We start from the raw sequence: 19978 nt of genomic DNA on the forward strand, positions 1-19978 counted from the left end.
CTAAACAAATGTACTATTTGACCGAAATCATTGGGGAGGACTTCGGCGATACGACGGCAATGGCGGCGGAGAGATTCAGGCTCGTTTCACGCTGTACTGATTCGTCCGACCGGAGTACCGCGGAAGTACTTCAGTCCTTGAGTGCATTGAGTGCGAACGACCAAAGACTTGCGGTGAAAGGATTAAAGAAACTTCTCAATCTGGCTCAGTTGGGCGTGTCTTTCGATCAATTGGCCGACGGTGCCATACATGAAGCTTTCGAATCGTTTTATTGCCCAATTACACGGAAACATGAAACCGTTTGGCGTTATCGTCACGGCGACATCCGGATACTGTTTTTTTACTCGAAAGGCAAGGTCGTATTGTTGGCGGACGTTGTGGCGAAGCGCACAGACAACCTTAAGAGCTCAGATAAAGCTAAGGCCATGCATGAAGTAAAAGAGTTTTTAGGTGCACTCCGCAGTACTGGCGGCATCCAATGGATTTAGAAGAGGAACCGAAGATGACTAATACGCAACATAAACCACTTTTCGGCGAATTGATCGAGGCCCACAAAGGCCTGGCTGAGGAACTGAAAACAATCGATATCGCAGCAGATCTGGCACTGCTGCTGCATCAGTCCGGCAAGACTCGTGCGGACTTGGCGCGTGATCTGAATTGGTCTCGGGCTCGGGTTACCCAAGTCATGTCCGGAGAAGGGAACCTGACCGTGCAGACCATTGCTTCTGTCACTCAAGCATTAGGTTACACCTTCGACTTGATCTTTCGGAAAGCCGAGGAGCCCGCGCCTCGGCAACCATGGTCGCAAAAGTTTGATCCGTTGCCCATGGCAATGAACACCGATGCCATCTTGGCAGATTTAAAGACTTGGATGAGCAGAACAACGATGAAGTCGGCCGTTGGAAGCGATTTCCGTGGGGCCATGGAGTCGACTCAACTAAACTTGTCTGAGTCATCGAATCAGGACTTCATGTTTTTGGATTTACAACATGCAGCTTAGTCCGTTGCAATTGGTTGAGTATGCCTTCGATGGGGTCTCAGTGACTCCAGTTGATGACTATGAGCCTGACGCAAACTTCTCGACAAATTTGGTTTTCTTTCCTGGCAAGTTGGCGTTGTCAGCTGAGACCGGACTAACGCTATTGGGTGAGGAAGACAAATATTCCGATTACGGAGTTTCGCTGACGATTCAAGTCGAACCCAAAGAGGAAAAAGTAGCTCCCTACTTGGTGAAAGTCACCGTTCGTGGCGTCGTCCGCATGCATCTGGTGCAAGCGGATGGACAAGCAGAAGAGCGGCGGGTGCGAGCCCTGGTAAATGGAGTGTCGCTGCTCTATGGAATCGTTCGGGAAATGGTTGGTAACATTACCAGTCGGTCAAAGTACGGACAGCTCTTGTTGCCGTCCTTAAGCTTTTCGGACTTAGCCACTCGTCGTTCCGAAGAGGTGCCCGGCAAGCCTAACGAAGAAGACCTGAAGTCAATCACCTTCTCGAAGCGCGCTCCAAAGATCAAATCTAAAGCAAAGTCGGCGACTTAACGAAAGGAGCTAAGAAGTCGCCGAATTGGCTAAGACTTGTCCACAGTTGACGCACGAGGCATTCTCTTTCTGTCCATGGGGCTTTGAGGAGAGAAGGCGCCAATGTAATCAAGTATCTCCATCGGTTCGCCAGAGTCTCCCTCTACACACAACCCCGCTCCCTTCTGCTTCATTGCGACTAAGTAGGCCACAACTCGAATGCAATCGCGCACTCGTAGAGAGTCAGTAATTAGGTCGGTGTGACTGGTCAAGTACTTGTAAATACGCGCATCTTCTCCCACCAAGCGGAGATTCAGATGCAAAGGGTCTGAGGAATTCTTTCTTTTCGTAAGAAAGGAAGGATCTAGTGTTCCGTTACCGGTCTCTATCTGCGTCGTGTCAACTTTCCGAGCAATGTCAGCGGTCATGTTTTCCAAGTCTAAAAAGCAGGGATGTGCCAATGCAGCGAATTATCTTCCAAGTACGGACAATGTGTACAGCTATTTGTATTGCAAACTTCAATCAGGTAATAAGTGAATATTCGCGTCAGCGGCTTGACGTAGACCCGCTTCCTCAGGAAAGTTGACACCCCCCGCACACTTTGTGCGACGTTAGGCTGTGTAACTTGACTGATGACGACCATTCGATTCAGAAAGATGCCTTCGTAAAGCGCTGGATCCAATTAGAAATGTTTCCTCGCGTTGGGCGGACCCGCGTCCGTGCAACTGCATCAGTTCTCCCACTCAGAGAAAGCGCCTCCCAAGAGGCTACCGTAATGATGCGTGTGATCCGGCCTCGTCCGTTATCACATCCAAGAACATAGCGCCAATCGAATCCGGAAGAGGATGCACGCACGTGTTCGTTACGCCGCGAGTCTAGTGTTTAGTTAAAAATAAACATTTTTGTGTTTTGGCCAATTATTTGTATTACACTATGCCCATGACCTCGGAGCTCGCATAGTCCCGTTCCCCGGCCAGGGCGCTTCCAGCTATGGCAAATTGGTTTTTGAACAGCCAAGTCGGCAGCAATTTTTAGCAGCAGTCTAAACAGACGAGTGCTAGTTTGACTGAAAGGAAATGTGTTTGGAGTACTCATGTTTGGGTCCTGAGCACACTAGAACGGAAATATCTAATGAATACGCATAAGCCTACTCCGCTGCATTTGGTGCAGACCCAAGACCTTCCTCGGGGCATTCAAGCTATACGGGCTCTACCCGACCCCGATCTGGCGACACTGTGGGATAGCATCCTGGTCGAGGACGACATCAAAGACCGTTTGCTGGCTCAGGCGGTGTTGAACTACACGCTGCGACCCAAGATCAAACGCAGCACCCTACCGTTGCACGGCGTCATTTTGATGGTCGGTCCTCCCGGTACCGGTAAGACATCTCTGGCTCGTGGCCTTGCAAGCAAAGTCGCTTCAGTGATTTCCAACGCGTCGTTTCGACTCGTTGAAATTGATCCCCATGCCCTCACGAGCTCTGCTATGGGCAAAACACAACGAGCAGTAAGCGAGGTGTTCTCCCAATCTATTGCTGAACAAGCAGCCAACGGCCCCACCATAGTGCTTCTGGACGAGGTCGAGACGCTTGCTGCGGACCGGAGCCGCATGAGCTTGGAAGCCAATCCAATTGACATCCACCGAGCGACCGACGCTGTCTTGGTCCAATTGGATGCGCTGGCCAACAGCCATCCTCAGTTGCTTTTCCTGGCAACCAGCAACTTTCCTCAAGCCATTGACAGTGCCTTTACGTCACGTTGCGACCTGGTCATCGAAGTGCCTCCGCCTGGGCCGAAGGCCGCCCTGCAAATACTCCAACAATGCCTTCGCTCTCTAGGTGAAACGTTCCCATCCATAGCGAGCCTGGCCCAATCCCATGAATTGGAACGTGTTGCACATGCGGCAGCCGGCTTGGACGGTCGCATGCTTCGCAAGCTCGTTGTTAATGCGCTTGCAATGCGCAAAACAACCGCCTTGGACCCAAACAAGCTGACGTTGGCAGACCTGGCTGCAGCAGCCAAGAACGCCCATCGCCAAAACTCCGCCAAGAAAGGAGGTCAGTGATGGGAACCGTTGCTCGACGGGATTTTCAAAGCATTCCTCAGCGCAATGCTTCGGCCACCTGGGTCGCTATTGTCGACCTCCTTACTGCTGGTTCCAATGACGCAGCCAAGCGCCAGGAACTGCTTAAGGTGTCTGGAGTTGCAAGCAGCGTAATTGCAGACCAGGGTCCGCGCACCAGCCCAATCGTTGCGACGTGCGATGGAACGCGCACGCGCATCTATTGCAACTATGACGATGACGCCACTGACGACTCAAACAGCAATGAAGCGAAGCTTGGCTTTGATGCACTAAAAGGCGACTGGCAAGTGTCATTGCCCTGCGATGAAGAGGATTTGAAATGGGTTCAAGCGGCCCTAAAACAAAATTCCAGCCGGGTGGTAGCGCGCGACAAGTATCTGGGCATCGAGGTAGAAGAGAAGTCTCAGGCTAGCAGCGAATCAATGTTTGCCATCGATGTGGAAGGATTCATGAAATCATGACCACCGTCTCTGCATATTCCTACACGCACTCCGTCACCTATGTAGCGGACAACGTGCTCAAAAGCCTGAAGGACATCATCCGCTTGAGCGGCATGGATCCCACCAAGCTGATCAACAGCTGGGAGAGCACTCACAAGGCCATGAAGGCATGGATTGAAAGCGAGCATCTCGAGAAAGTCGTGCTGGAAATCTACAACCCTTCGACAGGCAAACTGGCAGTTCGGTGGGAACTTGACATCATCTACCAATGGTCGTCAGACGATGGTTCTTTCTATACCGACACCGACCAGCTCCGCTATCACATCAAGAAGGCCGGGCTCGCACCAGAGCAAGCTACGTATGACATTCTGCTGAAGAACAAGCCGGGCCGTCCCGATGTTTCGGGCTGGACCAACGTGTCTTTTCGCTCCACCGATGGTTTGATTCGTCAGAGTCTGGGATCGACCATTTCGCACAATGGCCTTGGCGCTAACGCCGCCTATTGGAGGGTACGTTAATGTTGACCACCGACGAAGCGTTCCGGAAATTTAAGAGCCGACTCGAACTCAACGAGCGTGAACAAAAAAATGCAAGTGATCGCCACAACGAGGTACGTGACTATCTGCGGCAAAAGTTCAAATTGGAGCGGGACTTTCTGACCGGCTCGTATGCAAGGCACACAAAAACCAAGCCGCTAAAAGACATTGATATCTTCTTTGTTCTCGCAAGCTCGGAGCGCACCAAATACCGCGACAAGCCACCAAACGTAGTACTTGATGCTTTCCATGACGCGTTAGTGGAGAAGTACGGAAAACCCGCTGTCCGCAAGCAAGGCCGCTCGGTAAACGTGGACTTCGGCATTGTGGTTGATGCTGAAGACAACACCAACTACCGAGTCCTGAGCATTGACGTCGTCCCCGCGTTCACGCTTGACGGCGACTACGAGATAGCCAATGCCGACACCGGAAAATGGATGGAAACTAACCCGGAAATCCACGCCCAAGAGGCTCGCGATGCGCATAAAGCTTTTTCAAATGAGTGGAAGGGTCTAGTGCGTATGGTTAAGTACTGGAACAACAACGCCAAGCACGGGCAAGACAAGCCGATAAAGCCCTCATTCCTCGTTGAGGTGATGGCCCTACAGTGCCTCCATGGTGGCTGGCAAGGGCGCTTCGACTACGAAATTCAAGCTTTTTTCAGCGCTTTGGCCGACCGAATATTTGACGAGTGGCCAGACCCAGCCGGTGTCGGCTCTCCCGTCAGCGACGGCATGAACGAGCAGCGTAAGCAGCGAGCTCGTGACCTACTGCAGGCTGCGGGGCACGAGGCTACCAATGCCATCCAACTCGCAAAGCGAGGCCAAAACGGAGAGGCGCTGAAGGCTTGGCGCCAGCTCTTCGGTCCCAAATTTCCTTTGTCTTGATGGGATCCCCACATGAACTCTTCCAATTTAGCGGCCCTCACGGCCCTGCAAGCTCCAGCAACCGACACATCCTGGTTGCGAGACGCATTTGCTCGGGTGCAAACTAACTTACTGTCACAGATGGAGTTAGCCAGCCATTCAATTAGTCATGCGGGCACGATGGGTTCAGTAAATGAAGATCACTGGATCGGAATATTGCGCTCATATCTACCCAATCGTTATGACGTCGCGACAGGCATCGTGATTGACAGCCAAGGGCGTCGAAGTGATCAAATCGATGTAATCATTTTCGACAGACATTTCACACCCACGCTGCTCGATCAGAAGAATCACCGATACATCCCTGCAGAGGCTGTTTATGCAATTTTTGAATGCAAGCCCACCATCAATAAAAACTATGTGGAGTACGCTCAAGAAAAGGCTGCCTCTGTGAGGAATATGCAGCGCACGTCGGTCTCTATCTCCCACGCGGGAGGCACGTTCAAGCCCAAAGAGCCGTTCCACATTGTGGCCGGGCTGCTGGCACCCAAGATAGACTGGGTCGATGGCTTCGGCAATGCTTTTGAAAAGTGCTTGTCAACAGATGCGCAGACAATGCTCGATTGTGCTTGCGCACTTGAGCATGGTTGCTTTGATCAGCATGACGGAAAGATACTGATAGTTACCGAGCATGGCGCACTAATGCTCTTCCTATTTCGATTACTCTCGCGGCTCCAGTCGCTCGGTTCAGTTCCCGCCATTGATTGGACCGCGTACAGTCGAATTGTTAGACCATAGATGCCGTTGAGCCGTGAGTGCCAGCATGAATTCGTGAGCATACCGAGTCGACAAAAATGTGGCGGTTGGAAGTCAACGTCGTCGCCAATCTGCCAGCTCTCCCGTAATTTTTTTATACCAGGCCGGCGCATCCTTAAAGTCCTTGGTCAAATGGTTGTAGCGAACTACCTTAGCCCGCCACGCTGTTCTCACCCTCGGTTCCAAGTCCACCATCAACCAACAAATCAGCTGAACAAGATGATGCCTTTCATTCAGTGGCCGTGTTTCAAAGGCGACTCGACCCGAGGTCATCGGCATCTCCATCACTCCCAATCTGCCACAAACATGCTCACGCAAGCGCAACTTTGCATACCGCGATGTCAGCAGCATGGCCAACTGATGCATGACGGCAAGTGAGTCGAGGTCAAGGGCGGGCTGAAGGCAATCGCCATGCATCAACTGCCTGCACAGCAGGACATGCAAGGCACAAGTCTGTTCGTCATAGCTGATAATTTCCTCCATCTCCCCTTCACCCAAATCGCATCCACATTGATGGCATTCAGCCAGTGAATCGGTGGCCGCAGCGTCGATCCCCATATCCCTGCGATGAAAAGCAACGCCCGCGCCACAGTTCGAACAGCGATCCCTCAGCATGCATTGATGCTGGACACAAATCGTGTTGAATGCAACCCGCCAAGATTTTCGGTAGTAAGCCACCGTTCCCTCTCGCAGGCACGCGGGACAGTACTGAAGTCCGAAACCTTCAAATTTCCGGTGATACATCTTGAGGGTCTGGATCCATTGCAAGGCTCCTGAAGCTTTGAATCGCGGATACAACCAACCCTCATATGCTCGCAATGTAGTTGCGCGCGCCATTTTCGCAGGGGTCCCTGTGCGAGAACTGAGTTCATTGAGCAACCAATCAGGGGCCAGTCTGTCAATGTCTCTATTCCAGACCTGGTGTCGGTTGCCAAAAATGAGGTTGCAGAAGGTTTGGACCTTCAAGCCGTGACCGTGCGCGAGACGCACCAACCATGACGAGAGTAGTTCGTCAGGCAGGGGTTTGTACCGAATCGGCCATAGCGTGCGCATTCCTGTGAATCTGGCCACTAATTCCAGATCAATGTAGGCCAGTCGTTCCGGTCAAAGAAAACCAACCTGGCCAAAGATGTTTAGGATTTTTCATCTATCAGCCCACCGCAGCCCCCTCGCCGTTGCTTGAAATCACAGCTTATGGGATGTCATGGACGGTTTAGCCTGATTTGTACATGCACGCAGGATTGGCTTCACAGCGCCTCGGGATCTCCCGAACTTATCGCTAGCTTCTCGTAGTCTGGACTGCAAAATTCACGTCCTACAGGTGCCAACGCCATTGCCTCTCCACCGTGGTGCTTTGGATCGAACTTTTCCAAAAGGGCAATGAGATCCGACGGCCGCTTACTTGCTAACAACTTGCCCTTGGGCAAGTGCTCGGCGGCCTCCTTACGAATCACCTCAATGTCCTTGTCAGTCAGTGGACCAAGGTCAGACGGATACCAAGCTAAAAACCTGCCGTATAGGCGATGCATGATGCGACGCTTGTTTGCTCTGGTGTTCATGGAGTACTCACCGTTGCCTCAATAGAAGTTATGCCCTGAGATTCCACACGATCATGTTCCTTAGCAGGGAACAGGTCAACTGCCACGGGCCTGCGGCGAAACGTTCGAACGTGATGTGGCAACGTATGGCCCACTTAATGCAGTTGGTCGCAACGAAATGTTGGAAGTCATTGAAGCCCGCAGTGGCTCTCGTTAAACATTGATAACCAGTCAGTTGTCGGTAGATCGTTGCATGTGAATTCAGGTTTAGTCATTTCCGTCAAAAATCACTTACTCCCTGCGTTACACCGGGTCACGGCTTCCAACACAGTTTCGTCAGGTCGGAGACCGAACAGATCAATTGCATTCTTTGTTGTGATGAACGGCGGTATTTCTGCGCTTGGACCATCGTCATCCAAGAATGCTGGTTCGTCATACGCGCTGTGGGCGCCGTTAAGTATTTTCTGGAACTTGGCAGCTACTTGCATGTGTTTTCCTCACGCCGATTGCGCTCGATCTCCCGATCAATGCGCTGGTACTCAGCGCGGATTCCCTTGACTGCCCCGACCAGGGGAGCAAAGTACATGCGGACGCTGTCCTGAAAGATGCGGAGCATACGGATCGACGGCTTCATACGGATATCTCCTTGACCAGATCGAATCAAGTACCGATCAAATAGTACCAAATCCCGCGCCACCGTGCCGGCGGTTCCATTGGAGTCAAAGACGCTGGTATTGCTTGCGCTTTGACGGCGGGACCCACGGCAAGGATCGAATGCGCTCCAAGGTAATTTCTTCCGTTTTGCTCCGTATGGCATCCACGGCTAACTCCTTGAAGAGGTCACACATGTCGCCCAGCGTACCCTCGCTGCGCGTATGTATTTCCAGCATCATCGCTGGCTCTTTCAGCTTCGAGGGCTTCTTGAGAGGTGTCCGCAACTCCAAGGTAGCCAGCAATGAACCAAACTGGTTGTCCGCTCGCCAGAGCGGCAGTTCTACGGGTGAAAACCGACTGGACATTTGCGGATCTGTGTTGAAGGCGTTAAAGGCGTCCTCGATCCCGGCGGCCACGATCACCACCTTGGTTTCGTTTCCCAGGCTTTTGAGGGCATTCCTGAAATCTCGCTGTCGGTTCAAGCTGCCCGCAATGAGGTGGTGGATCTCATCAACGATCAGCATCTTGACGCGCAGTTGCTTGAACAGTAATTTGATCTGTGTGTTCTTGTCCTGCACGGCCGCTGCCGGTTTGTAAGGGGCCATCAAGGCGTCGAGGATCCGCGAATAGAAAGCCGATACGTCTGGCGTCGATGGCGCCTCGACCAATACGACTGGGCAAATCGTGGTTTCACCCATGGGGTCAAGATCAGGTGGATGCTGCGCCAAGAAACGCTCCAGTATGGACGTCTTGCCGTTGAACGATGGTGCCACCAACAGCATATTTGGCATCCGCGTGATGCGAGGGTATTCCAGCAGATCCTCCATGCGTGCCAGGACTTCCTTGGCCCGCGGGTAGCCAAGCCAAGTTCCGGACCGGATCGAATGAATGCGTGCTGCCTCAGACGCGTTCACCTGCGCCTTGGCCGCATCGTTCAGATGCGAATAGTCCATGGGGTTGTCCATCATTCGTCGTCCAGGGGTTGAACCATGTCCGGGTCGTAGCCGCGTACCGCTGGCGGTGGCGTTCCGGGCGTCGGTGTGCGTGAAACCGTTGGCATGGTCTCCGCCTTGTTGCCACGCTGTTTGTCATGCTCGGTGCGCCGTTGCTCCTCACGCCGCGCAGTCTTCGTCTTGGATGCGGCATCGGCCTCAAGGGCACGCTGCTCATTGACGATCGCAAAGATGGCTTTCTCGTTTTCCGGGCGAATCCCGCGCTCGGCACCTCTGCGATGGGCTTCCCGCAATTCCCAAATGCTCACCGGCGGCAAGCTCGTGTCTCGGTAGGGGATGTGGACATACCGACGAGATATTTCGTCAAAGAAATATAGTTGACTGATGTCGCGCGGGTCCCGGTGAAACCGGAACTTGCGCTTGTGTTTTGGAAACTCTGGATGCGGCGCATTGATCCAGGGCCGCAGAACGTCGTGGTAGTAGTGCACATCGTCGATCACCACGCCATAGCCTTGGACGGTACGCTCTTCGTAGGGCGTGAAATTGATACGCAACACTTCTTCATCCAACCTGCGCGCAGGAAGACCACGGCCCGGTTTGCTCTTGGTGCCCAACAAGCCTTCACGCCATTTCTTTAAAGGTGAAGTGCCGATGCCGTCATGCTTGCTGATGTGATACCTGGCAAAGAAGAGAACAAGCCATTTTTCGATTTCGGAGAAGGTCATGCATGCATTGCCCTCCGCGTCGTACTGTCCTCTTTCGTCTGGCCCGGAGAACGTTGCCCCCTTGACGGTCTTGAGTCCCTGGGTGACTGTTCCCATCAGGCGTTCAATATGGGCGCCGTAGCGCGGTGTCTTGACCGGACGAAGGTGAATATCGATGTCGTATTCCTTGCAGGCGGCCTTGAGCATGTCACCACGGAACTCGCGGGCGTTGTCCATGTGCAGCGCACCCATGACACCCCAATGAGGCCAATCAACAGTCGTCACTCCGAGCCGTCGGAGCCATGCCTCTTTTGGCAGAACTGCGTGCGCAATGCACATGCCCGCCGACATGGCCGAGGGAGCTTCAAGAGTCAAGAACATGCCGAGGCACACACGGCTATATACGTCTATTGCCAAGGTGATCCAGGCCCGGTTGATCGACTTGCGATGCACGTCATCCACGATGATGACTGGCAGCAACGTGTGGTCGATTTGCACCATGGAGAGTGGCCAATCTGCATCGGGTATGACTCCTTTTATGGGATCGTGCCTATCGTGCGCCGCTGCTGCACCCGCGCGGAGCCTGGTCCGCACACGGCCATCGGTTCGAGCCAACCGCATCCGGATAGTGTTTGCAGCTGGCAGCGGCAGGCCGGCATTGGAACAACGCCTACGGATCTCGGTCACTGTCTCTGCAAGGGACTGCTGCTGCGTTGTATCGTGGAAGTTCTTGATCGCGTCTAGGATCAGTGCCTCGACTTCGGGCGAAATTCGACTTCCGTCCTTGCCTCCACGCTGGCGCGTGTTGGGTAGCAGGGATGACAACAAGCCCGTTCGCCTGAACGCCGCAACCCATCGATAGACCGTGGCCCTGCTCACTCCGGCCTTGGCAGCAATCTGGTCGCCCAGTGCTTGCGCGTGTTGGTAATAGCTGCCGAGAAGTGGATCAATCCATTGGCGTCGGGATTGCGCAATGGCCCATTGTTCTTCAGGGATATCCAACAACTCGGGTTCCACCTTCGGCGCGGGTTCCGCTTCACCGATCAAACGTGGGGGGCCGAGGTCCCCTATCTTGAGCAAGACACGCTCGCCAGATTCAGTGTCCCTGGCCAATACAAGGTTGATGTCCGCGAGGCTGAGGACTACATATTCACGTCCGTCGTTGGTTACTGTGGCTCCCTTGTTGATCCACAGTTGCGCCGGCGCTTGCTTCTTCATGTCCAGGCTCCTGGTAGCCACAGGCGAACGTCACTTTGGAACAACTGATCGATATCCGCGGCCAAGTGTCGGGTCAGGACCATGGACCAAATGATGGGCAGCCAGTGCAACTTGTCGTCGTCTGTCGGCGCCAGGGTATCCAAAAGTGATTGCAACGAAGGCTCGCCCGCCAAGCCTGTCATGCACTCCAAAACCGTCTGGATTTCCGTGTCGGCGGGGGCGACGTTGCGGTACTCCCGCAGGAACTTGAGATTGGCCAGTCGGGGCCCGCGTATTTCGGTCTGGTCAACGGTCTTGAACTCCCATCCCCTTTCCTCGGCGTATTGGCGGGCCGCAGCGAACTTGGGCGCGTATTTCTCGGCATTGCGCAACAGGTCTTCCGTGGTCTTCACCTCGACCAACTCAGGCTTGCGAACCATCCCTCCATGAGGGTCTGGGTGGTATTTGACAAGAACATCCGGCACGTAGCCCTTGGCGATTCCGACGACCGGCACCCGAACCGGCTGGACTTCAAAGGCCTCGACAGCGTCGTCAAAGTCCAGAAGCAGCAGATAATCTTTCTCAAGCAAGGACTCGAAGGCGTCCATCTCTTCGTTCTTCCGGCTGGAATATCCGCCGGTGACAAACAGATAGTTCTTCGGGATTTTTCGAACCGGCATGCAGAAGCCTTTCGTAGAATCACCACACTGAAACCTAGTCTCACCAACTTCTGCATTTTGTCTCAACAACTTCTAAATGGAAACCCTCAAAAATGCCGAGTTGTCTCATTTCGAGCTGGATGTTCACAGACGCATAACCCCACTTGAAACGCCTGCGGTTCGGCTGTTTATCTATTAACTTATCCATTGAGATTTTGACAAAACCTGTTTATTGATAGACACTTACAGAAAAGTATCTATTAATGAATGCGCCGGAACTTGCCCTAGCGGAACAACTGCGCGCCCTGTTGGCGCAGGGCGGACTCTTTACCGCCCTGCAGTTGCAGGCAGCGACCGGCAAGAGCCAGCCCAGCATCTCGCTGGCACTGGGCAAACTGGGCACCGATGTCTGCAGACTGGGCGCTGCACGCAGCACCCGCTACGCACTGACCCAGCCCATTCTGGGTTTGCCGGCCCAGCAAACCCTGACCTGGACCACGCCGGACGGGGACCTGCAAAACTTTGGCAGCCTGCACCTCCTCAAGAGCGGTCAGGTGTACGTACGCTCACTTATCGGAGGGAAGACCGGCAAAGGCGCAGACTGGCTAAGCCCGCCGGGTCGGTTACCGTGGTTTTTGGAAACCCTGCGCCCCCAGGGTTTTCTGGGGCGCCAGCTGACCCGCCTGCGGCCCGACTTCCCGGCCGACCCTGACACCTGGCGCACCGAGCAGGTGTTGTACATGGCTGTCAACCATGCGGGCGACCCGCCCGGCGCATTGCATCTGGGCGACACGGCAGGGCGCTTCGTACCGCCGGCGCCACGCAGCCCGGCAGAGCAGGCTGCGCACTTTGACACGCTGGCGCGCGCCGTCACCGAAACCCTGCCCGCGGCATCGAGTGCCGGTGGTGAGCAACCGAAGTTTCTGACGGAAATGGATACGCCAGACGGACGACACCATCACTTCATCGTCAAATTCAGCCCCCCGCGCGGAACACCGTTCGGGGAACGCTGGCACGACCTCCTGCAGCTGGAACACCTGGCACTGGCCGTGCTGGCGGAAAACGGCGTGCCCGTGGCGCGCACGCGTGTCGTGGAATCGGGTGAACGCACCTATCTCGCATCGGAGCGCTTCGACCGTGTAGGGCTGGCGGGAAAACGCCACGTGGTGGCCGCAGCCGCCGTGCACGATGCCTTCGTGCAGGCCCCGCGCCAGCACTGGGTGGCCACCTGCGAGGCCCTGGCCGCGAAAAATCGCCTGACCCGGTCTGATGTGGAGACCGTCGCCAGCACCTACCTGTTTGGCCAGTACATCGGCAACACCGACATGCATTTCGGCAACCTGTCCTTCTTTGTCGACGATGTGCTGCAGCCCACGCTGGCGCCAACACCGGTCTACGACATGCTGCCGATGCTGTGGCGCCCAGGCGTGCACAGCGGCGCGCTGGACGCGCGACCCGTACAGCCGCAGGCCCAGCCGGCGGGAGTTGCGGGTCTGGCGCCAAAGGTTCGTGCCTGGGCCTGCACCTACTGGGAGCGGGCAGCCAGCCTTCCGGCCGTGAGCCCGACCCTGCGCGCAGCCAGCGCAGAGAACGCGCGCCTGTTCAGACAGGCACCGTAACACCCGCCGTGCAGCGCGCTACTGGCAATGGCCTCCACCAGATGCTATTTTTTTGGTAGCTGCTTACGCTTTGTGTACGGGGGCTGGCGGCCGATTTGGCATATACGTGTCCGCTACAGCGCGTTCAAAAACGCCACCACGTCACGCACCTCCTGATCCGTCAATCCCAGTGCGGTGCGTTCGGTGCGCCCCACCGCGGCGGCGGGCGCGCGGTTGTAGTGCTGGACCACGTCCTGCAGTGATGCCATCTGCCCCGCGTGCATATACGGCGCGCGCTGGCCCACGCCGCGCAGGCTCGGGGTCTTGAAGGCGCCTTCCAGCGCGGGGTCGTTGACGGCCATGAAGCGCAGTTCCTGGCACTGCACCGGTCTGGCATCGCTGAACGCACCCAGGCAGTTGAAGACATCCTGGCGCACTTGTGCGGTAGCGGCTGCGCGGCCGCGGTCCAAGTGCAGGGCGCCGCGGGGTGGTACGCCGGTGTTGTGAAAGTGCTGGTCGCTCAGCAGCGGGCCGTTGTGGCAGGTTACGCACTGGCCCTTGCCGATGAAGGTGCGCAAGCCACTGACCTCGGATGGGGTTAGCCCAGCTGATGGCTGCGGGCCACTACGGACCAACAGGCTCTCGACGTAACGGTCCACGCGCGACGGGCTGTGTCCCAGCGTCCGCTCAAAGGCGGCAATGGCCTTGCCGATGTTGGCGAAAACGCGGTTGACGTCGGCCTGAGTGGTGGCGTCCAGCCCCTTCCAGGCCTGCTGCTGCTCCGGCGTCCCGCCAGGCCCAGCATACTGCGGCACGTGGCCCAGGTCCGGCAGCGGGCCGAACAGCGCCTCGTACTCAGCGCGGTAGTGGGCCTGCACCAGGTGGGCATAGCGCGCACGGGTGCCGCCGTGTTCAACAGCGTCTTCCAGCGGGCCCAGCGCCTGGGACCACAGGCTGTCCTTGCGGCCATCCCAAAACAACCATGGGCTGTGGGCAGCACCCGCCAGCGGCATGGAGCGGCGGCTGCCTTGCCCCACTCCACGGGCCAGCGGCAGGCCATCCTGGAACTGCTTCAGCGGGTCGTGGCAGCTGGCACAGGACACGGCGCCGTTGCCACTGAGGCGTACGTCGTTGAACAGGCGCTTTCCCAGTGCGACGGCAGCGGGCGCATCTGCGACTGCGTTTGACGGGTCGGGCGGCAGCGCCGGCAACTGGCTCAGCCGCAGCGACGCCAGCACGCGGATGTCTGCCTGGCTCCAGCCATCAGTTGCAAGAAATGGCGTTGCCGCGGATTCGGCGGCGCCGGCTGTAGCAGCACCGGTGAGCAATACCATGGCCAGCGCCACGCCCCGGTTGCGTGCAAGCCTAGCGCTCACGGCGCCGCGCCGGGCGTGGCGACCACCGTGTTGAAGGTGACGGTGTCCGACGCCTCGGGGGTCTGGATGGCGAGCTTGATTTCCCACCAGCCGGTCATGCTGAACTTCATGCCTTCCAGCAGGTACAGGCCGTCGCCCAACTCCTGCGTCACCTCGGGCTGCGTGGGCAGGCCGTGGCCGTGCTGCGGCATGCCGCCGTCCACCGCGATGCGCGCGTGGGCGACGGGCTGGCCGGTGGCGGAGGCCACGCGCACCTTCCAGCTGTGGATCTGGTTGATGGCAGGCGGCGTGGCCGGGGGCTCCAGCGACACGAAAAATTTCTTGGCCACACTGGCGTGGCGCAGCGACAGGTCCAGGTCGGCGGGTGGTGTGGAGCAGGCGGCAAGCAGGCTGGTCAGCGCGGCGGTGGCCAACAGGCGGGCTAGGGTCGAGGTCATGGATGAATCCTGAGGAGAAGAAAGAAGCGCAAACAGAAATGGAGGGCAACAGACGGCGCTTCAGGCACTCTGCTGCACAGGGTGTCAACGATAGGCGGTATGGCGGTGGCAAAATGGACAATCCAACCGCATTTTTTGCCAAACCCTGAGGAAAACCACCATGACACGTTCTGCCACCCGCGCCATCGCCGTGTTGGGCTTTGGCGGCGTGCAGACGCTGGACGTGGTCGGGCCGATGGAAGTGTTTGCGTTGGCCAACCGCTATGCCAAGGCTGCCGTACCACCCTACCGCGTGGTGCTGGCATCGCCCACCGGCGGCACCATCCACACCAACGCCGGCCTGGAATTGGCCGGCTCCACATCGCTGGCAGACCTGCCCCAGAAACTGGACACGCTGGTCATCGCCGGCGGTAGCGAAGCAGTGCTGCGCGCGGCGATTGCCGACGTGGCGCTGATGGGCCAGTTGACCGCACGCGCTGCGCACACGCGGCGCATGGCCAGCGTCTGCGTCGGCGCCATCGTGCTGGCGGCGTCGGGTCTGCTGGACGGTCGGCGCGCCACGACACACTGGGAATACTGCGGGTTGATGCAAGAGATGTTTCCGGCGGTACAGGTGGAGCCGGACGCGATCTTTGTCGCGGCCGCGCCCTTCTACACGTCGGCCGGCGTAACGGCGGGCATCGACCTGAGCCTAGCCCTTGTCGAGGCCGATTGCGGCTCGGCCGTGGCACTGGCAGTGGCTCGCAACCTGGTGCTGTTCATGCGCCGCGCGGGTGGCCAGTCACAGTACAGCGCCGGGCTGCAACTGCAGAACTTGGCCACACCACGTCTGCGCAAGCTGGTGACGGCCATCGTCGAAGACCCCAGCGGCGATTTGCGCGCACCGCAACTGGCTGACAAGGTGGGCATGAGCGAGCGCACCTTCCAGCGCGTGTTCCGTAAAGAGACCGGGCTGACGCCAGCGCAGTTTGTAGAGGCGGCGCGCGTGGACCGCGCCAAGGCACTGCTTGAAACCTCGCACTGGCCGCTGGCACGGGTGGCGTCGCGGTCAGGGTTTGGCAGCATGGATGCGCTGCACCGCGCCTTCCACAAGCGCGTGGGCGTGACGCCCGGTCTGTACCGGGAGCGGTTTGGGCCGGTGGCCCCGGGTGATGCTTTACCAGCCTAGCGCCCGGCTGGCTTGGTGAAACCGCCCTCGGCCCAGGCCACGGCGCTGCTGCGGTTCAGCTTGAAGTTTGGCGGGACGCGCACCTCGGCCAGCAGCTCGTCGCCATCGTCGCGGGCACTCAGCACGGCGGACGGGTTTTCCTCATCCGGCTCAATATCCAGGCTCACGGTGATGCGGGCGTCGCCAACGGTGACGGCAATACTCTGGTGCAGCGATGCGTGCAGTTGCTGCTCGCTGCGACGCACGAATTCGCTGGCGGTCTTGACCAGCGTGTTGAAGGCGGCGCCGTCTAGCGGCTTGGGGTTCTTCTTGTCGCGGCCCATGGTCCAGGGGCCCACCAGCGCGGGTTCGGTCGCACCGTCTTTGGTCATGGCCACGGCCCAGCCGTCGTCGTCTTCGTTCTTGATGACGCTGGCGGTCCAGCCGGCATCACGCCACAGGCGGGGTTCCTGGATTTTTTGGGAGTCGTCGGTGTCTGTCACGGTGGGTGCATTTCTAAAAGTCAGGTCGGCATGCTACCCCAGGCGCCGCGGACGATACGGGGCCTATCTCTAGAATCGGCCGCATGTCTCTGCGACGCTATCTCTCGACCGCCACCTTGTTCGCGCTGGGCGCCATCTTCCTGTGGGGCACGCTGGCGCCGCTGGGCGTGCTGCTGCAGCATGTGCCGCCGTTTCTGCTGACGGGCCTGGGCCTGCTGGTGGGCAGCCTGATTGCGCTGCCACTGTCCGGCGGCAAAATCTCCGCCATCCAGGTGCCGGCGCGCACCCTGCTGCTGGGCGTGTACGGGCTGTTTGGCTTCCACTTCCTGCTGTTCATCGCGCTGCGGCACGCGCCGCCGGTGCAGGCTAACTTGGTCAATTACCTGTGGCCGCTGGGCATTGTGCTGATGGCGCCGCTGTTCTTGCCTGGCATGCGGCTGCCCGCGCTGCATGTAGCGGCGGCACTGCTGGGCTTTGCCGGGGCGGTGCTGGCGATTCTGGGCGGCAGCAGTGGCGGAAGTGGCCAGGGGCTGCAGGGCGGTGGTTTTGCGTGGGGCTATGTGCCGGCACTGGCCTCGGCCTTTGTGTGGGCCAGCTATTCGCTGTTGACGCAACGCGTACCGGCCTTCCCTAATGCGGCCATCGGGCTGTTCGGGCTGGTGTCCGGCGTGCTGTCTTTGCTGTGCCATGCAGTGCTGGAGCCGGCCGTGGCGTTGAGCACCACCGACTGGGTTCTGATCACCGCGATGGGCCTGGGGCCGCTGGGTGCCGCTTTTTACTTGTGGGATGCGGCGCTGAAACGCGGTGATGCGCGGCAGATTGGCGTGTTGTCGTTTCTGACGCCGCTGCTGTCCACGCTGGCGCTGCTGTGGGTGCGGCAGGAGGCGCCGAGCCCTTCGGTGGCGCTGGCTGCAGCCATGATCATCGGTGCCGCCGTGCTGGGCTCTCGCGCCGGGAAGTCATAAGGCGAATCAGCCGCTAGCCCTCGTGGAATGCGCGTAAGCAGCTATCAATAAAATAGCAGCCTCAGCCGCCCGCCATCTCCAGTGCCGGGTCTTCGGCGTCACGTACGCGCGCTGCCCATGGCGCGAGCTTGGTGGTGTCGGCGCGCAGGATCTCCTGCTTGACCGCCAATATCTGTGCGGGGTGCATGGAAAAGCTGCGCAGCCCCAGGCCGAGCAACAGCCGGGTCAAAGCCACGTCGCCCGCCATCTCGCCACACACGCTGACGCCCTTGCCCTGGGCGCGGCATTCGGCAATGGTGTCGGCCACCAACCGCAGCACGGCGGGGTGCAGCGGGTCGTACAGGTGGGCGACCGATTCGTCGGCACGGTCGATGGCCAGCGTGTACTGGATCAGGTCGTTGGTGCCGATCGACAGAAAATCGAAGTGCTTCAAAAATAGGCGCAGGCTCAGGGCTGCAGCCGGTATCTCAATCATCGCGCCCAGCTTGACGGGGCCATAGGCCACGCCGCGGTTGTCCAGCTGCGCGCGGGCCTGGTCCAGGTGGGCCAGCGTCTGGCGGATCTCGCGGGCGTGGGCCAGCATCGGCACCAGCAGGTGCACCTTGCCATGGGCGGCAGCCCGCAGGATGGCCCGCAACTGCGTCAAGAACATCGCCGGGTCGGCCAGGCTCCAGCGGATAGCGCGCAGGCCCAGCGCCGGGTTCAAGTGGGCGTGGTCGCGCAGGGAATCGTCCAGCGGCTTGTCGGCGCCCACATCCACGGTGCGTATCGTCACCGGCAGGCCTTGCATGCCCTCGACGGCGCGTTTGTAGGCCTGGTACTGCTCTTCTTCGCCGGGCAGGCGGCCCTGGCGGCCCATGAACAGAAATTCGCTGCGGAACAGGCCCACGCCGACGGCGCCGGCCTTGACCGCCACCAGTGCGTCTTCTGGCATTTCGATATTGGCCAGCAGCTCCACCTTCTCGCCATCCAGCGTGACGGACGGCGTGTGCAGCAGGCGTTGCAGGCGGCCGCGCTCCAGCTCGCGCTGGCGTTGCTTGAAGCCGTATTCAGCCAGGATGATGGGCGACGGGTCAACAATGACCACACCGGCATCACCGTCGATGATGACCCAGTCGTCCTGGCGCACCAGTTGGCTGGCCAGCCGTGCGCCGACGACGGCGGGGATGTCCATGCTGCGCGCGACGATGGCCGTGTGCGAGGTCTTGCCCCCGACATCGGTGATGAAACCGGCAAACACGCTTTGTTTGAACTGCAGCATGTCCGCGGGCGACAGGTCGTGCGCGATCAGAATCAGCGGCACGTCGACCGTGTCGTCCAGCAGCAGGTCTTGCTGCGAGGGCTTGCGGCCACCGCGCTGGCCCTGGTGGGACACGACGGGCGAACTCTTGCCCTTCATAGCGCGTAGCACCCGTTCGGCGATCTGCTCCAGGTCTGCCTTACGCTCGCGCAGGTACTCGTCCTCCATCTCGTCGAACTGGCGGGCGATGATCTCCAGCTGCGTGGTCAGCGCCCACTCGGCGTTGTACAGGCGCTCGGTGATCCAGTGTTTGACACCGCCAACCAAGTCATCGTCCTGCAGCAGCATCAGGTGCACATCCAGCAGGGCCCCCAGTTCGTGCGGCGCCTCTTTGGGGCCCATCTGCGTGATGGTTTCCTGCAAGCGGTGGATTTCGTCGATGACCGCGTTGCGGCCCATGCGCACGCGGTTGATCTCGGCCTCGACCTCATGGGCCTGCACAAAATAGTGGGCCACATCCACACGGCTGGAGGCGACCAACACCGCGCGGCCAATGGCCACGCCGCGCGATACGTTGAGGCCGTGGATCGCGAAAGTCATGTTGTCACCAGAAAGCTGGCTTGAGCGCCGCCGGGCCGCCCCAAGGCGCGAAGGCCCCCTCGGGGGGCAGCGCAGCACACGCAGTGGCAAGCGTGGGGGCCATGTCAAATCCGCGCCGGGCCGCCCCAAGCGGATTTAGCCCCCTCGGGG

At 58.4% G+C, this 19978-nt stretch carries 21 protein-coding genes; 11 read left to right on the plus strand and 10 right to left on the minus strand.

What is annotated here, in order from left to right:
- Nucleotides 1-8 precede the first annotated feature (8 nt).
- The 8 genes from AC097P_RS02275 to AC097P_RS02310 all read left to right on the plus strand — a co-directional run bounded on the left by AC097P_RS02275 (nucleotide 9) and on the right by AC097P_RS02310 (nucleotide 6239).
- Nucleotides 9-488 carry a hypothetical protein gene (locus AC097P_RS02275; protein ID WP_479608739.1) on the plus strand — a complete coding sequence of 160 codons (480 nt, stop codon included), beginning with the start codon at nucleotides 9-11 and terminating at the stop codon, nucleotides 486-488.
- 14 nt (nucleotides 489-502) lie between these two features.
- Complete coding sequence (locus AC097P_RS02280; RefSeq protein ID WP_479608740.1) at nucleotides 503-1000, plus strand: helix-turn-helix domain-containing protein; 498 nt, start codon at nucleotides 503-505, stop codon at nucleotides 998-1000.
- Nucleotides 990-1538: a protein-export chaperone SecB gene (locus AC097P_RS02285; RefSeq protein WP_479608741.1), complete on the plus strand. Its 549-nt coding sequence runs from the start codon at nucleotides 990-992 to the stop codon at nucleotides 1536-1538. The genes AC097P_RS02280 and AC097P_RS02285 overlap by 11 nt, the downstream gene beginning before the upstream one ends.
- A gap of 1110 nt (nucleotides 1539-2648) precedes the next feature.
- Nucleotides 2649-3581, plus strand: a complete 933-nt coding sequence (locus AC097P_RS02290) for an AAA family ATPase (protein ID WP_479608742.1) — start codon at nucleotides 2649-2651, stop codon at nucleotides 3579-3581.
- Nucleotides 3581-4060, plus strand: coding sequence for a hypothetical protein (locus tag AC097P_RS02295; RefSeq protein ID WP_479608743.1), 480 nt, complete (start codon nucleotides 3581-3583; stop codon nucleotides 4058-4060). Before AC097P_RS02290 ends, AC097P_RS02295 begins: the two co-directional genes overlap by 1 nt.
- The gene (locus AC097P_RS02300; protein ID WP_479608744.1) at nucleotides 4057-4557 is read left to right on the plus strand and encodes an HORMA domain containing protein; all 501 of its coding nucleotides are present in this window, start codon (nucleotides 4057-4059) and stop codon (nucleotides 4555-4557) included. The genes AC097P_RS02295 and AC097P_RS02300 overlap by 4 nt, the downstream gene beginning before the upstream one ends.
- The gene (locus AC097P_RS02305; protein WP_479608745.1) at nucleotides 4557-5462 is read left to right on the plus strand and encodes a CBASS oligonucleotide cyclase; all 906 of its coding nucleotides are present in this window, start codon (nucleotides 4557-4559) and stop codon (nucleotides 5460-5462) included. The genes AC097P_RS02300 and AC097P_RS02305 overlap by 1 nt, the downstream gene beginning before the upstream one ends.
- 12 nt (nucleotides 5463-5474) lie before the next feature.
- Nucleotides 5475-6239 carry a DUF6602 domain-containing protein gene (locus AC097P_RS02310; protein WP_479608746.1) on the plus strand — a complete coding sequence of 255 codons (765 nt, stop codon included), beginning with the start codon at nucleotides 5475-5477 and terminating at the stop codon, nucleotides 6237-6239.
- A gap of 72 nt (nucleotides 6240-6311) precedes the next feature.
- On the opposite strand, the gene AC097P_RS02315 is transcribed toward AC097P_RS02310, so the two are convergent.
- The 6 genes from AC097P_RS02315 to AC097P_RS02340 all read right to left on the minus strand — a co-directional run bounded on the left by AC097P_RS02315 (nucleotide 6312) and on the right by AC097P_RS02340 (nucleotide 11983).
- Nucleotides 6312-7310, minus strand: a complete 999-nt coding sequence (locus tag AC097P_RS02315) for a TniQ family protein (protein ID WP_479608747.1) — start codon at nucleotides 7308-7310, stop codon at nucleotides 6312-6314.
- A 194-nt stretch (nucleotides 7311-7504) separates the two neighbouring features.
- Entirely contained in the window at nucleotides 7505-7816 is a 312-nt protein-coding gene (locus tag AC097P_RS02320) for a hypothetical protein (protein ID WP_479608748.1), read from the minus strand.
- Between the two features lie 457 nt (nucleotides 7817-8273).
- A complete protein-coding gene (locus tag AC097P_RS02325) occupies nucleotides 8274-8429 on the minus strand; it encodes a hypothetical protein (protein ID WP_479608749.1) in 156 nt (51 codons plus the stop codon).
- A gap of 85 nt (nucleotides 8430-8514) precedes the next feature.
- Entirely contained in the window at nucleotides 8515-9402 is an 888-nt protein-coding gene (locus tag AC097P_RS02330; protein WP_479608750.1) for a TniB family NTP-binding protein, read from the minus strand.
- Between the two features lie 11 nt (nucleotides 9403-9413).
- A complete protein-coding gene (locus AC097P_RS02335) occupies nucleotides 9414-11324 on the minus strand; it encodes a transposase (protein ID WP_479608751.1) in 1911 nt (636 codons plus the stop codon).
- Nucleotides 11321-11983 (minus strand): TnsA endonuclease N-terminal domain-containing protein, encoded by a 663-nt coding sequence (locus AC097P_RS02340; RefSeq protein ID WP_479608752.1) that lies wholly within the window; start codon nucleotides 11981-11983, stop codon nucleotides 11321-11323. The genes AC097P_RS02335 and AC097P_RS02340 overlap by 4 nt, the downstream gene beginning before the upstream one ends.
- A gap of 242 nt (nucleotides 11984-12225) precedes the next feature.
- On the opposite strand from AC097P_RS02340, the gene AC097P_RS02345 reads away from it, so the two are divergent.
- A complete protein-coding gene (locus tag AC097P_RS02345) occupies nucleotides 12226-13581 on the plus strand; it encodes a HipA domain-containing protein (RefSeq protein ID WP_479608753.1) in 1356 nt (451 codons plus the stop codon).
- A 113-nt stretch (nucleotides 13582-13694) separates the two neighbouring features.
- Here AC097P_RS02345 and AC097P_RS02350 read toward each other — a convergent pair whose 3' ends face one another.
- The gene (locus AC097P_RS02350) at nucleotides 13695-14936 is read right to left on the minus strand and encodes a cytochrome-c peroxidase (RefSeq protein ID WP_479608754.1); all 1242 of its coding nucleotides are present in this window, start codon (nucleotides 14934-14936) and stop codon (nucleotides 13695-13697) included.
- A complete protein-coding gene (locus AC097P_RS02355; RefSeq protein WP_479608755.1) occupies nucleotides 14933-15373 on the minus strand; it encodes a FixH family protein in 441 nt (146 codons plus the stop codon). The genes AC097P_RS02350 and AC097P_RS02355 overlap by 4 nt, the downstream gene beginning before the upstream one ends.
- A 160-nt stretch (nucleotides 15374-15533) precedes the next feature.
- Here AC097P_RS02355 and AC097P_RS02360 point away from each other — a divergent pair, with 160 nt between their 5' ends.
- Entirely contained in the window at nucleotides 15534-16541 is a 1008-nt protein-coding gene (locus AC097P_RS02360; protein ID WP_479608756.1) for a GlxA family transcriptional regulator, read from the plus strand.
- Here the strand turns inward: AC097P_RS02360 and AC097P_RS02365 are convergent.
- A complete protein-coding gene (locus tag AC097P_RS02365) occupies nucleotides 16538-17023 on the minus strand; it encodes a hypothetical protein (protein ID WP_479608757.1) in 486 nt (161 codons plus the stop codon). The genes AC097P_RS02360 and AC097P_RS02365 overlap by 4 nt on opposite strands.
- A gap of 83 nt (nucleotides 17024-17106) precedes the next feature.
- Here AC097P_RS02365 and AC097P_RS02370 point away from each other — a divergent pair, with 83 nt between their 5' ends.
- Nucleotides 17107-17988 carry a DMT family transporter gene (locus AC097P_RS02370; RefSeq protein ID WP_479608758.1) on the plus strand — a complete coding sequence of 294 codons (882 nt, stop codon included), beginning with the start codon at nucleotides 17107-17109 and terminating at the stop codon, nucleotides 17986-17988.
- Between the two features lie 61 nt (nucleotides 17989-18049).
- Here AC097P_RS02370 and ptsP read toward each other — a convergent pair whose 3' ends face one another.
- Entirely contained in the window at nucleotides 18050-19828 is a 1779-nt protein-coding gene (gene ptsP / locus AC097P_RS02375) for a phosphoenolpyruvate--protein phosphotransferase (protein ID WP_479608759.1), read from the minus strand.
- Nucleotides 19829-19978 lie beyond the last annotated feature (150 nt).

This window comes from Rhodoferax sp. ZS1R8, assembly GCF_056521325.1.

Coding starts and splice junctions, on each gene's coding strand:
- AC097P_RS02275 (WP_479608739.1), top strand. CDS start 9: ATGTACTATTTGACCGAAATCATTGGGGAGGACTTCGGCGATACGACG.
- AC097P_RS02280 (WP_479608740.1), top strand. CDS start 503: ATGACTAATACGCAACATAAACCACTTTTCGGCGAATTGATCGAGGCC.
- AC097P_RS02285 (WP_479608741.1), top strand. CDS start 990: ATGCAGCTTAGTCCGTTGCAATTGGTTGAGTATGCCTTCGATGGGGTC.
- AC097P_RS02290 (WP_479608742.1), top strand. CDS start 2,649: ATGAATACGCATAAGCCTACTCCGCTGCATTTGGTGCAGACCCAAGAC.
- AC097P_RS02295 (WP_479608743.1), top strand. CDS start 3,581: ATGGGAACCGTTGCTCGACGGGATTTTCAAAGCATTCCTCAGCGCAAT.
- AC097P_RS02300 (WP_479608744.1), top strand. CDS start 4,057: ATGACCACCGTCTCTGCATATTCCTACACGCACTCCGTCACCTATGTA.
- AC097P_RS02305 (WP_479608745.1), top strand. CDS start 4,557: ATGTTGACCACCGACGAAGCGTTCCGGAAATTTAAGAGCCGACTCGAA.
- AC097P_RS02310 (WP_479608746.1), top strand. CDS start 5,475: ATGAACTCTTCCAATTTAGCGGCCCTCACGGCCCTGCAAGCTCCAGCA.
- AC097P_RS02315 (WP_479608747.1), bottom strand. CDS start 7,310: ATGCGCACGCTATGGCCGATTCGGTACAAACCCCTGCCTGACGAACTA.
- AC097P_RS02320 (WP_479608748.1), bottom strand. CDS start 7,816: ATGAACACCAGAGCAAACAAGCGTCGCATCATGCATCGCCTATACGGC.
- AC097P_RS02325 (WP_479608749.1), bottom strand. CDS start 8,429: ATGAAGCCGTCGATCCGTATGCTCCGCATCTTTCAGGACAGCGTCCGC.
- AC097P_RS02330 (WP_479608750.1), bottom strand. CDS start 9,402: ATGGACTATTCGCATCTGAACGATGCGGCCAAGGCGCAGGTGAACGCG.
- AC097P_RS02335 (WP_479608751.1), bottom strand. CDS start 11,324: ATGAAGAAGCAAGCGCCGGCGCAACTGTGGATCAACAAGGGAGCCACA.
- AC097P_RS02340 (WP_479608752.1), bottom strand. CDS start 11,983: ATGCCGGTTCGAAAAATCCCGAAGAACTATCTGTTTGTCACCGGCGGA.
- AC097P_RS02345 (WP_479608753.1), top strand. CDS start 12,226: ATGAATGCGCCGGAACTTGCCCTAGCGGAACAACTGCGCGCCCTGTTG.
- AC097P_RS02355 (WP_479608755.1), bottom strand. CDS start 15,373: ATGACCTCGACCCTAGCCCGCCTGTTGGCCACCGCCGCGCTGACCAGC.
- AC097P_RS02360 (WP_479608756.1), top strand. CDS start 15,534: ATGACACGTTCTGCCACCCGCGCCATCGCCGTGTTGGGCTTTGGCGGC.
- AC097P_RS02370 (WP_479608758.1), top strand. CDS start 17,107: ATGTCTCTGCGACGCTATCTCTCGACCGCCACCTTGTTCGCGCTGGGC.
- ptsP (WP_479608759.1), bottom strand. CDS start 19,828: ATGACTTTCGCGATCCACGGCCTCAACGTATCGCGCGGCGTGGCCATT.